Source organism: Chromobacterium haemolyticum (assembly GCF_009936155.1).
GTDB lineage: Bacteria > Pseudomonadota > Gammaproteobacteria > Burkholderiales > Chromobacteriaceae > Chromobacterium > Chromobacterium haemolyticum.
Genome location: NZ_AP019312.1, coordinates 2,585,473 through 2,597,265, shown reverse-complemented (window position 1 = coordinate 2,597,265; position 11,793 = coordinate 2,585,473). Strand labels below are relative to the sequence as shown.

Sequence of the window (11,793 nt, the reverse complement as noted above, 5' to 3'; positions counted from 1 at the left end):
CACCCACCCAAGAGTCGCCTACCATGCAAGCCCAAGCTATCGCCGCCGCAGATGCGGCGCCGCAAGAAAATCTGGAGCCGCTCTGGCTCCGCGCGAGACAAGGCCAACTGGCCCGCGCTGTTGTGATGGTGCGTCCTCACGACTTCGCCTTCAATGAACAAACCGGGGCAGACAACGTGTTCCAGCACCGGCTGCAACTGCCGGCGGCCCAGGTCACCGCGCTGGCGCTGGCCGAATTCGACGCCATGGCGCAGCGGCTGCGCGATCACGGCGTAGAAGTGCTGGTGCTGGAGAAAAGCCCGGACGGCTATCCGACGCCGGACGCCGTGTTTCCCAACAACTGGTTCACCACCAGCGCCGACGGCAGCCTGCACGTCTATCCGATGCACACGCTAAACCGCCGTCGGGAGCGGCGAGTGGAAGAGCTGTGCCAATTGCTGTTGAACCATGGTTACGACGTGGAGCAAGTGGTGTGGGCCGGCCATCCGCTGGAAGAGGAGTTGATTTTGGAGGGCACCGGGGTGATGGTGTTCGATCACCCGCGCAAGCGTGTGTACGCGGCGCGTTCACAGCGCTGCCACCCGAGCGCCTTGTATCGTTACGCGCGCCGGCGCGGTCTGGAGGCGGTACACCTGTTCGACACCGTGGACAGCCGCGGCGTCCCCATCTACCACACCAATGTGATGATGAGCGTGGGCGAGGGCTTCGCGGTGATCTGTTCCGAAAGTCTGCACCGGCCGGAGCAGCGGCGGCAAGTGCTGAGCGCGCTGGGCGAGCATCACGACGTGATAGACATCAGCCTGGCCCAGGTGGAACGCAGCTTCTGCGGCAATATCCTGCAGCTGCGCGGGGCCGGCGGCCAGCCGCTGATCGCGATGTCGGAGCAGGCTTGGAACGGCTTCACGCCTGCACAGCAACAAGTGCTGGAGCGCCACGGCCAGCCGGTAGTGAACCCCATCCCCACCATAGAAGCGGTGGGCGGCGGCAGTTGCCGCTGCATGCTGGCCGAGTTGTTCCTGCCGCGCGTCCGCTAACGGCTGCCCCGGCAACGGCCAGCGCCGCTCTGCGCTGGCCGTGCGGGAGCGAGGGCTTATACCAAGCGTTCCAGGCAGCTCAAGCCATGGCTGAGGCGTTGTTGCACCGGCTCCAGCAGCGCCACCGCTTCATCGCTGCTGAACAGCAGCGGCTCATCGCGGCGTTGAAGCAGGGTCAGGATGGCTTGCAAGCCGATATGAGCGGCGCGCAGCTCTATCTGGCTTTGCAGCAGACAGGCGTCCATCTCCGCGCACTGCCGGCCCAGATGGGACAAGAGGGTTTGGTCGGCTTGGGCGTTGAGCAAATCCTGATTCAGTTGCTTCAATTCCTCTATCACGGGTAAGTGGCGTTCCATCGCTATTCTCCTTCCACTTTGGCATGCGCAATTACGTTGGGGACAGGCTTTGGTGTTCGTTTTGGGCCGTGGCGTTGATGTGCCGCAGCTGGGCGGCGTAGTTGTCCAGCACCTCGAGGGACAGACATGCCAATAGATGCTGATGGGAGGAGGGCGTGGTTTGGGCTTGGATCGCGGTCAGAGTGGACCGTAATTGGGAGAAGCAGTTCAAGGCCAGCGCGCAAGCGTCAAGGGTTTGGGACAGCTGGCGCAGTTGGGCGGCTGGGGGTGGTTTGGCAAAAGTCGAGGGGGAAAAGGGAGTCATTGCGGTCTCCAAGTCAGCGTTGGAAACCTGTCCGGCGATGCTTGGACAGGCGCGTGACAAGGTTGGAAGACCGGTACCCTAGATCAAAGACCGGTAGTTCACAAGGAACTCCCCGCCACGGCCTATCCGAATGGGCACAGCGTGGCAGCAGACGTGGTTGTGCCAAAACTGACACAAATGAGTCTGCGATCTAGAGATTTCTGGGCTTCCAAACCCTGCGCGGCGTGATTGGGCGCTGCGCGACACAAAGGGTACTGAGGCGGGGCTGGAGCGTCAAGCTGATGGTGGTGTGGATTGTCCAGGGTGAAAGCATGGAGATGCTTGTCTTCGACGCGCAGTGGAATTCGCATGTCGAGAGCCAAGCTCAAATCCGGCTTGCCTAGCATGAGCCGCCACGGCGTAGCCAAGAAACTGTTAATATTCTCGTCATTTTTTAAGAGGAAAAGACATGGCGGATATTGGCTTCACCGCTGACCACACTGCGCCGACATATAAATTGAACAGTCCGGCGGCGGTGGCGATTGCTACTTTTATTGGCTCCGGCTTGGCCGGCGCCTGGCTGATGGCGGAAAACTGCAAGATGCTGGGGCAGCGCGATCAGTTGAAGAAGGTATGGGGTTTGGGTGTCGGCCTGCCGTTTGTGATGCTGGCGCTTAGCCTGGTTTTGCCCGACAGCGTGCCCGGCATGGTTTTTACCGTTGCGCAGACGGTGGTCATGCAAATGCTGGCCAAGCAACGTTTTGAGACGGCGCTGGCCGCGCACGGCGCAAGCGGTGGCTCGGTGTTTTCTAAATGGCGAGCCGCCGGCATTGGACTCTTGTTCGCGCTGGCGCTGCTTGCGGTATTGATCGCCATCATCGCCGCGATGATGCAGTTGAGCGGTTTGACGCTATCGGAGTTGTTGGCTGCGGCCGGCATGTAAGCGTGGCCTAGATGGGTTTCAGGGCGCCGCTGGACGGCGCCCTGTAGAGACTTACTTCACGCTTACGCCGGTAAACTCATAGTCGCCGAACGGGCTGATCTTGAAGCCGGTCACTTCCTTGCGCATAGGCTGGTTGACGATGGAGTGGGCGATGGTGGTCCACGGCAGGTCGCGTTTGAAGATGGTTTGCGCCTGCGAGTACAGCTTGGCGCGTTCGGCCTGATCGTTCAGGGTGCGCGCCTTGACCACGAGCGTGTCGAACTCTTTGTCGCAGTAGCGCGAGTAGTTGGAGCCGTTCACCGCCTCGCAACTGAGCAGCACGCCCAGGAAGTTGTCCGGGCTGGCGTAGTCGCCGGTCCAGCCCATCAGGCCGGCGTCGTGCTCGCCGCGCTTCATCCGCTTCAGGTATTCGCCCCATTCATAGGACACGATCTTGGCCTTCACGCCTATCTTGGCCCAGTCCGACTGGATCATCTCCGCCATCAGCTTGGCGTTGGGGTTGTACGGCCGTTGCACCGGCATCGCCCACAGGCTGAGCTCGAAGCCGTTGGGATAGCCGGCCTTGGCCAGCAGCGCCTTGGCGGCGGCCACGTTGTAGGGCGCGTTCTTCAGGCTCTTGTTGTAGGACCACAGCGAGGATGGGAAGGGATTGCTGGCGGCTTGGCCTTGGCCCTGGTAGACCGCGTCTATGACGGCCTGGCGGTTGATGGCCATGTCCAGCGCTTGACGCACCTCGCGTTTTTTCAGCTGCGGCTTGTCCATGTTGTAGCTGAGGTAGCCGATATTGAAGCCGGGCGCGGTCAGCATCTTCAGCTTGGGGTCGGTCTTCATTACCACCAAGTCGCTGGGGCGCGGGTAGGACATGATCTGGCATTCGCCGGCTTTCATCTTCTGATAGCGCACCGAGGGATCGGTGGCGATGGCGAACACCAGATTGTCCACCTTGACCGCGCCCTTGTCCCAGTACGCCTTGTTGCCGGCGTAGCGGATCTGCGCGTCTTTCTGGTAGCGCTTGAAGATGAAGGGGCCGGTGCCCACCGGCTTTTGGTTGATGTCGGCGGCGCGGCCGGCCTTGAGCAGTTGGTCGGCGTATTCCGCGGACAGGATGGAGGCGAAGGGCATGGCGATCTTGATCGCCAGGTCGGCGTCCGGTGCCTTCAGCACGAAGCGCACCGTTTGCGTGTCCACTTTTTCCACCGCGCTGACGTTGCTGGCCAGTCCGGTGTCCACCGCGTAGGGGAATTCCGTGTTGTAGGCTTTGCGGAAGGGGTGGTTCTTGTCGAACATGCGCATGAAGGTGAACACCACGTCGTCGGCGTTGAAGTCGCGCGTCGGCTTGAAATAGTCGGTGGTGTGGAACTTCACGCCCTGGCGCAGCTTGAAGGTGTAGATCTTGCCGTCCGGCGAGGCGCTCCAGGAGGTGGCCAGGCTGGGAATGGCCTTGGTCGAGCCTTTCTCAAAGCCCACCAGGCGGTCGAACATGGCGTGGCCGGCGGCATCGAAGGTGGTGCCGGAGGTGAACTGGGCGGAGTCGAAGCCGTCCGGGCTGGCTTCGGAACAGTAAACCAGAGTGCCGGCGGCCTGAACGGATACGGCGAAAGCGGCGCAGCAGGCCGCGGCCAACAGTTGCGGTTGGATCATTTTCATTTCTATTTCCCTATTTGCAGAGCGATGAAGGGCGGCGAGCGCCTTCTTCGAGAGTGCATTGCAGGCCCTTGAGGGCTTTCTATTTGTCAGTCTGTCCAATTCCCGCCGTTTGGCGAACCGGCATGCGTTTGGGTGAAATTCAACGCAGGGACGAGTGGCGAAGGAGGGAATGGAAGACCTTGCCAGCATATAGATTGTTCGCCCGGCGTCAATCGTGCGCTGCGGCGCGGCCGCGTCCGCATTCGCAATACGCCGTTTCGATGAGGTCACCTTGTTTTACGAATGGCATTTAAAAACAGTTATTTGTGTCAGTTTTTTGCCGTTTCTGCGGGGCGGCGGCAGGCATAAGATAGGGTTGCCTGCAAAAGGGCGTTTTTGTTTTCTCTTAAGCCAAGGAGAGCCAAATGCAAGCCAGCACGCAAGAAGCGGTGGTCGTGGTCAAACCCCGCAATCCGCGTCCGGTCCTGGTACCGGTTCACTTGTAATCGGGTATGGCGGGGCTGCCGTTTCAGGCGCAAGGCCCTGACCGATCCGGATTCCGCGCCGCCGGCTTGCCGGCGGCCGCGCTCATCTTTAAGAGGAGACGTCCTCGTGTCCCATCCGTCCGATCTTCGTTTTTGCCTGAACGGCGATGTGATTTCGCAGACGCCGCTGGTGGTCAAGACCGCCGGCGACGAGGAGTTGGAGATTTCCGCCGGCCTAGCCAACGCGGAGGAGGTTAGCGCGCTGATGGCGCGGCTGGCGCGGGGCTGCAGCCAGTTGGACGCGGAGCGCATCCTGCCGCGTCAATCCGCCGACGAGGTGCGGCGCCTGCTGGTCAGCCTGGAAAACTACGGCGTCATCCGCCCGCTGGCGCCGGCCCGCGGCAAGACCGGGCTGGAGGTGCTGCTGGAGGTGGAGGATCTGTCCAACCGCCTGTTGTACCAGACGCTGTACCGCAATCCGTTCTGGACCCACTGCCAGAACGCCAGCCAGCCGGGCGATATTCCGGAGCGGGTGTTCCACGGCATGGTGATAGAGAACTATCACTTTTTGTTCCGCGAAAGCTATTTCGACGCGCCGGTGCTGTCCTATGTGCCCAATACTCAGGTGCGGCTGGCGATGAACGCTTTCTTCGCCGAGGAATACGGCCACGACGAACTGCTGTTGCAGGCCTTGAACCGCATCGGCGTCAGCCGCGAGGACCTGGCGCACACCGTGCCCCTGCCGCAGACCATGGCGCTGTGCAACGCGCTGGCGTATTGGTCGCACAACGATCCGCTGTTCTTCTTCACCACGTTGGGCATTCTGGAAGGCAAGGACATCCGTCAGGATTCCTTCCTGGACGCCGCTTACCGCCTGGGCGTGGACGCGGAGTTTCTGCGCCCGGTGAAGGCGCACTCGGACATCAATCTGAAGGGCGAGCACGGCAGCCTGACCCGCAAGATCTTCGCGCAGATTCCGGTGGTGGACCAGGAGACGGCGCGGCGCCTGCTGGCGCAAACCCATTTGTTCGTCGAACTCTACGACGCTTTCTACAGCGCGGTCTGGCGGCACTATCTGCACGCCGACACCCTGCTGCGCCGCATCGAGCATTACTGAGGAGGCAATATGCACGGACCCGGCACTCATGATCTGTTTCATTGCCCGGCGCTGCGGCCCGGGGTGGAAATCCAGCAGCAGGACGGCGGCGTAGCCCTGCTGTACCGCGAGCAGTCCTGCGACTTGCAAGTGGCCGACGAGGGCCGCCTGCAATTGCTGGCCTTGCTGGACGACCTGCAACGCGCGCCGGCCAGCATGTCCGCGTTGCGCGCCGCGCATCCCGAACTGGCGGGGACGATTCCCGGCCTGCTGGAAGAGCTGGACCGCCTGGGCCTAGTGACCGAGGCGAGCTTTGAATTGCCGGACGACGCGCTGTCCGGCTGCGAATTCAACACCCGGCTGCGCAATCTGGCGCAGCGGGCGATGCGCAAGCGCGGCCACTCCCGGCTTTACGGCATGTTGTCCGACGGCAGCGCGCTGCGCAATGTGCTGATCGGCTACGCGCTGGAGTATTACTTCCTGGTGCGCGCGGCGCCGGGCCTGATCGCTTCGGCGCTGTCGCACGCGGACAGCCGGCAGAATCAACGCAGCATCCAGCGCTTCCTGGTGTCGGAGCTGGATCACGATCAGATGCTGGCGGAGAGCCTGGCCAGCGTGGACATGGAGGTGGAAGGGCTGGACCACCTGCAGCCGCTGCCGTCCACCTTCGCCTTGTGCGCGGCGCTGGGTGTGTTCGCGCGTCAGCATTTGTTGTCGTTCAAGAGCGTGTTGTTTCTGTTCGAAATGCCCGGCGACGAGTTCAACCGCGCGCTGGTGCGTTGCTGCGAGCGCGCCGGGCTGGACAAGGGCTTTTGGGAGCCGCTGCTGCGCCACGCCTACCTCAACGACACGCTGGGGCACGACGACATCACCGCAGAGTTGTTGCAGGACATCAGCGCCATCAGCCGCGAGGAGCAGCTGGTAGTGGAGAAAAACCTGGTGCTGACCATAGAAACCATGGCCTTGCAGGATGAGGAAATCGTTGATTACTACAGCCGGCCGGACGCTTTGATGCCGCGGCTGTATTTGTAAGCCCCCGCAGTAGCCCCCGAGACGGCAGTCAAGGAGAGAGCGATGGAAGCCTGGCAAGTCACCCATTATCGCGCGCCGCATCTGGTGCCGTTCAGCGCTCACCTGGCCGACGACGGCCAGACCGTGGTGCTGGCGGCGGACGCCAAGGAGTACGAAATCCAGTTTTCCGGCGTGGAAGGCGGCCGGGTGCTGGACAGCGTGCTGGCCATGGCCAATCCGGACGCGGAGATTTGGTTCGACATCCACGCCGGGTCGGCGCCGTCCTGGCAGCTGTCGCTGGCGGAGCAGCTAGACGCCTTGTCTCTGATCCGCGACGCGCCGGCGGACCCGGCGGCGCTGGCGCGGCAACGCAGGCAGTGGGACGCCTTGATCCGGCGCTGCGTCGACAAAATGTTGGCGGCCACCGCCGCGGACGCGCGCGGCGCTTACGCGCCGGTGGTGCTGAGCATGCTGCGCTTGCTGGATGAGCCGGCGCCGCGGGCCGACGCTTTTTGCATTGACGATGTGGGCGCGCCGGAGTGGCGTGACAATTTCGCGCTGCAAACCTTCTACCTGCAAAAGCTGTATCTGGCCGACAACCTCCCGCAGGCGCTGACGCTGTGGCGGCGGGTGCTCAACGGCTTTGCCGACGGCGCCGGCTTTGTCGGGCTCAGCCGCCGGGAGGCTCGCGCGGAGGAAGACCCCGCCAGCGACGGCTTCTACTGCCCGGCGCATCTGGAAGCCTATTTGCTGTGTCTGGCGGACTTGCTGCTGCTGGCGCCCAAGCCTCAGGCGCGGCGTAGGCTGCTCAGCCGGGAGCCGACGTCCACGGTGGACAGCGGCGTCAACTTCATGCGCCGCGCCGAGCAGTTTGCGCTGGACGGCCTGGCCCAGCTGGGCGAATCGCGCTACGTAAGCCGGGTGAACGCCGAGGACGCCGGCTTCGGCCCCTTGGTGCAAGGCTTGTTCATCGAGCAATACCATGTCACTCAGCGCTTCGTCGAAATCATCGCGCCGTTGATGACCAAGCGGCTGCGCAGCCCGCTGAAGCAACGCGTTTACCGTTACTTCCAGGAAGAGCTGGGCCATGAGGTCTACGAGCGCGCCACCTGCGAAGCGTTGGGGGTGCCGCCGGCCTGGCTGGATCAGGCGCTGCCCTTGCCGCTGTTTCAGGCCTATGTCGACGCCTTCACCGTGCTGGGCCGCTACGATCCAATCGGCTATCTGAGCTCCATCATGGTGACCGAGGGCATGCTGGGCGTGGACAACCCGGTGCACGAGCGGCTGGAATCGCTGGTGGAGTTTCGCGCCGATTACCAGCGCGTGGCCAAGCGCCACGACGATCTCAACGTCGAGCTTAATCACGCGGCGTTGTCGCGGTTGTTTTTCCGTGAAATCAGCGCCTTGTCGCCGCTGACGCAGCAGCGCGCGCTAGCCAATCTGGCGTATCTGCTGGAGCTCAATCTGCGGGCGATGGACCAGGTGGCGGATTTTTACGGCCCGCAGTCGCAATTGGCCGTCTGCTCGCTGGACAGCTATGCCGTCGCCGGCTGAGCGCGAGGCGACGCAAACGGCCTACGCGGCCAGCGTCAACCCGGCTTGGCTGGACGTGTTGCGGCAATGCGGGCTGGACGCCCGGCCGCTGGAGGCAGAGGGCTGCTGGCTGCGGCTGGAGGATGGCCGGCGTTGGTTGGACTTCGTCGCCGGCTACGGCGCGGCGGTATTGGGCCATCGGCCGCAAGCCTTGCTGGCCGGCTTGGCCGAAGACCTGTTCGATCCCGCGCCCAATCTCCATCCGCTGGGGTTTTCCGGCTTGGCCGGCGATCTGGCGGCGGAGCTGCTGGCGCTGGCCGGCTTCGCCGACGGCAAGGCCCTGTTCGCCAGCAGCGGCGCCGAGGCGGTTGAGGGCGCGCTGAAGCTGGCGCGCATGGCCAGCGGCCGCAGGCGCGCGCTGAGTTTCGACGGCGGCTTCCACGGTCTTACGCTGGAGGCCACCAGCCTGGCGGGCAGCGATTTCTGGCGGCAGGGGCTGCCGAGGAGCGAGGACTGTGCGGTGCTGCCCTGGGGTGATCTGGCCGCGGCTGCGGCCGAGCTGTCGCGCGGCGACGTGGCCGCGGTGCTGTTGGAGCCGGTGCAGGGCAGCGCCGGGGCGCGCGCTTGGCGCGGCGAGGCCTTGTCGGAGCTGGCTGAACTGTGCCGCCGCCACGGCGCGCGGCTGATTTACGACGAGGCCTTGTCCGGCCTGGGCCGCTGCGGCGCCTGGTTTGCTTACCAGGCGCTGGGCGCGCCGGCGCCGGATATGCTGATTGCGGCCAAGGGCCTGAGCGGCGGCGTGCTGCCGGTGTCGGCGCTGTTGTTTCGCGAAGATATTTACCAGGCGGTGTTCGCCCGCCCCGGCTGCGCCAAGATCCACGGTTCCACCTTTGGGGGCAACCGGCTGGCGTTGTGCTGCGGACTGCGCATGCTGAGCCTGCTGCGCCAATTGGACGCGCCGGCGCGAACGTGGGAGCGCGGCGAAGCTTTGCGGCGACGCTGGCGCGGAGCCGGGCTGGAGGGCTTTGAGCTGGAGGGCGTGGGGTTGATGCTGGCGCTGCGCGCCGGCCCGGCGGCGCAAGAGCGGCTGGGCGAGGGCGCGGCCGGCCTGCTGTGGTTGCAATTGCTGCAAGAGGGCGCGCTGACGGCGCCGGCGGCGCACGACGCCGCCGCGTTGCGCTTGCTGCCGCCGCTGAACGTGGCGGAGACAGAGTTGGATTATTTCCTGGAAGCTTGCCGGCGCGCGATCGCCGCGCTGGAGCAAGAGGCGACGACATCATGAAGATAGGACACGTATTGCTGGCGGTGCTGGTGGCGGCCATCTGGGGCCTCAGCTTCATCGTGGTGAAGATAGGCTTGACCGAGTGCCCGCCGCTTTTGCTGGCGGCCTTGCGCTTCGTGGTGGTGTTCGCCGCCGGGGCCTGGTGGTTTTCGCGGCCGTCCTTGCCTTGGCGCTGGTATTTGCGCGCCGGGCTGTGCCTGGGCGTGATCCAGTTCGCCTGTCTGTTCTCCGCCATCAAGCTGGGCATGCCGGCCGGCATCGTGTCGGTGCTGGCCCAGTTGCAGGTGTTCATCACTTTGCTGCTGGCCAGCCTGTTGTTGGGCGAGACGCGATCCCTGCTGCAAAAGGCGGTGATGGCGCTGGCCCTGCTAGGCGTGCTGCTATTAGGTTACGCTCGTTATCATGACGCCTTGCCCTTGCTGCCGCTGGCGCTGGCCTTGATCGGCTCGGCCGGCTTCGCCTGGGGCAATGTGGAGCTCAAGCGGGCCGGCAAAGTGGACATGTTCGCCTTCACCGTATGGATGAGCCTGGTGCCGCCGCTGCCTCTGCTGCTGCTGTCCTTCGCGCTGGAGGGTGGCCCGGCGGCGGCTTGGGCCGCGTTGGCCGGCTTCGGCTGGACCGCCACGCTGGCGCTGTTGTTCCTGGCCTTGATCGGCACGCTGTTCGCGCTGGGCAGTTGGGGCAAACTGCTCAGCCTGTATCCGGCCACGCTGGTGGCGCCGTTTTCGCTGCTCAGCCCGGTGTTCGGCCTGCTGGGCGGCTATCTGATCCTGAACGAGCGCTACGACGCGCTCAGCATCGTCGCGTCGGCCTTGATCGTGGCGGCGCTGGCGCTGAACACCTACGCGGGCAAACTGGGCGTCTTGCGCGCTTGGCTCGCGCGGGTCCACCTGAGCAAGGGAGCCGCGCCGCGATGAGAAAGCCGGAACTGGACATCTCCACCGACAAGCACAGGCTGGACGTGGCGCTGATCCACGCTTTTCTGCATGATCACGCCCCCTGGGCGAAGGGCATTCCTCGCGCCACCGTGGAGCAGGCGATCGCCGGCTCGCTGTGCTTCGGCGCGTATCTGGACGGACGGCAGGTGGGCTTTGCCCGCGTGGTGACCGATCTGGCCACCTTCGGTTATCTATGCGATGTGTTCGTGGTGCCGGAATGCCGCGGGCGGGGTTATGCGCGGCAGTTGATGCAATGCGTCGTCGCCGAGCCGGCCTTGGCCAGGCTGCGGCGCATCGTATTGGTGACTTCCAACGCGCATCCGGTGTACCGGCCGTTCGGCTTCGCCGCGTTGGAGCATCCGGAACGCTATATGGAGCTGCACCGGCCGGATGTCTATCAGGGCTAGCCGGCCAGCGCGTCCAGCGACTCAGGCAAGACCTGGCCTCCGTCAACGATCAGGGTCTGGCCGGTGATGAATCCCGCCTCCTTGCTGGCGAAGAACAGCGCGGCGTTGGCGATGTCGTCGACGCTGCCCAGCCGCCGCAGCGGCACCGCCGCGGCCATTTTGTCCAGGTAGTCCTCGCCCAGCTCGCGCAAACCTTCGGTCAGCACATTGCCCGGCAGCACCGCGTTGATGGTGATGGCGTCGCGCGCCAGCTCCAGGGCCGCGCTGCGCATGAAGCCCAGTTGCGCCGCCTTGCTGGCGCCGTAATGGCTCCAGCCGGCGTAGCCGGTGACCGGGCCGGTGATGGAGGAGGTCAGGATAACGCGGCCGTATTCAGCTTGACGCAGATAGGGCAGCGCCGCCTGCACGCAGAGGAAGTTGCCGCGCACATTGGTGTGCTGCACCTGGTCCCACTCCTCCGCGCTCATGCTCTCCAGCGGCGCGGACGGGAACACGCCCGCATTGCAGCACAGCACGTCCAAGCCGTTTTGCGTCGCGGTGTCCGCCATCAGGCGGGCGACATCCTCGGGCCGGCCCACGTCGGCAATATGGCCGGACGCGTTCAGGCCTTCGGCGCGCAGGCGGGCCAGCGCGGCGTCCAGCTTGTCCCGGCTGCGGCCGCTAATGGCCACGCGCGCGCCGGCTCGGGCGAAGGCCCGGGCCAGGCCCAGACCGATGCCGGCGGTGCCGCCGGTGATGAGTACGCTTTTGTCCTTGAGCGGGGTCAACATGATGAATCTCCTTGTGGGGGGATGGCGGT

12 protein-coding genes are annotated in these 11,793 nt (G+C 64.5%); 8 read left to right on the top strand and 4 right to left on the bottom strand.

Features of this window, described 5'->3' with window-relative positions:
* Positions 1 to 23: 23 nt before the first annotated feature.
* Positions 24 to 1,034, top strand: coding sequence for an arginine deiminase-related protein (locus GYH29_RS11825; RefSeq protein WP_019101903.1), 1,011 nt, complete (start codon positions 24 to 26; stop codon positions 1,032 to 1,034).
* Positions 1,035 to 1,090: 56 nt separating this feature from the next.
* On the opposite strand, the gene GYH29_RS11820 is transcribed toward GYH29_RS11825, so the two are convergent.
* Positions 1,091 to 1,390, bottom strand: coding sequence for a DUF1484 family protein (locus GYH29_RS11820; protein ID WP_043590636.1), 300 nt, complete (start codon positions 1,388 to 1,390; stop codon positions 1,091 to 1,093).
* Positions 1,391 to 1,421: 31 nt separating this feature from the next.
* Complete coding sequence (locus tag GYH29_RS11815; RefSeq protein ID WP_043590637.1) at positions 1,422 to 1,694, bottom strand: hypothetical protein; 273 nt, start codon at positions 1,692 to 1,694, stop codon at positions 1,422 to 1,424.
* 448 nt (positions 1,695 to 2,142) lie between these two features.
* Here GYH29_RS11815 and GYH29_RS11810 point away from each other — a divergent pair, with 448 nt between their 5' ends.
* Positions 2,143 to 2,616, top strand: coding sequence for a hypothetical protein (locus GYH29_RS11810; protein ID WP_161523806.1), 474 nt, complete (start codon positions 2,143 to 2,145; stop codon positions 2,614 to 2,616).
* Positions 2,617 to 2,667: 51 nt separating this feature from the next.
* Here GYH29_RS11810 and GYH29_RS11805 read toward each other — a convergent pair whose 3' ends face one another.
* Complete coding sequence (locus GYH29_RS11805) at positions 2,668 to 4,257, bottom strand: ABC transporter substrate-binding protein (RefSeq protein ID WP_408610195.1); 1,590 nt, start codon at positions 4,255 to 4,257, stop codon at positions 2,668 to 2,670.
* A 597-nt stretch (positions 4,258 to 4,854) separates the two neighbouring features.
* Here GYH29_RS11805 and GYH29_RS11800 point away from each other — a divergent pair.
* Genes GYH29_RS11800 through GYH29_RS11775 form a run of 6 tightly spaced genes read left to right on the top strand, consistent with a single transcriptional unit; the run spans position 4,855 to position 10,994 of the window.
* Entirely contained in the window at positions 4,855 to 5,844 is a 990-nt protein-coding gene (locus GYH29_RS11800) for an iron-containing redox enzyme family protein (RefSeq protein ID WP_198001670.1), read from the top strand.
* 9 nt (positions 5,845 to 5,853) lie between these two features.
* Positions 5,854 to 6,855 (top strand): heme oxygenase-like domain-containing protein, encoded by a 1,002-nt coding sequence (locus GYH29_RS11795; protein WP_161523804.1) that lies wholly within the window; start codon positions 5,854 to 5,856, stop codon positions 6,853 to 6,855.
* Between the two features lie 42 nt (positions 6,856 to 6,897).
* Entirely contained in the window at positions 6,898 to 8,388 is a 1,491-nt protein-coding gene (locus GYH29_RS11790) for a hypothetical protein (protein ID WP_019101911.1), read from the top strand.
* Entirely contained in the window at positions 8,372 to 9,649 is a 1,278-nt protein-coding gene (locus tag GYH29_RS11785) for an aspartate aminotransferase family protein (RefSeq protein WP_161523803.1), read from the top strand. Before GYH29_RS11790 ends, GYH29_RS11785 begins: the two co-directional genes overlap by 17 nt.
* Positions 9,646 to 10,566, top strand: coding sequence for an EamA family transporter (locus tag GYH29_RS11780; RefSeq protein ID WP_019101913.1), 921 nt, complete (start codon positions 9,646 to 9,648; stop codon positions 10,564 to 10,566). Before GYH29_RS11785 ends, GYH29_RS11780 begins: the two co-directional genes overlap by 4 nt.
* Positions 10,563 to 10,994 carry a GNAT family N-acetyltransferase gene (locus tag GYH29_RS11775; protein WP_019101914.1) on the top strand — a complete coding sequence of 144 codons (432 nt, stop codon included), beginning with the start codon at positions 10,563 to 10,565 and terminating at the stop codon, positions 10,992 to 10,994. The genes GYH29_RS11780 and GYH29_RS11775 overlap by 4 nt, the downstream gene beginning before the upstream one ends.
* Here the strand turns inward: GYH29_RS11775 and fabG are convergent.
* Positions 10,991 to 11,764 carry a 3-oxoacyl-ACP reductase FabG gene (gene fabG, locus GYH29_RS11770; protein ID WP_019101915.1) on the bottom strand — a complete coding sequence of 258 codons (774 nt, stop codon included), beginning with the start codon at positions 11,762 to 11,764 and terminating at the stop codon, positions 10,991 to 10,993. The two genes, GYH29_RS11775 and fabG, sit on opposite strands and share 4 nt — an antisense overlap.
* Positions 11,765 to 11,793: the final 29 nt, after the last annotated feature.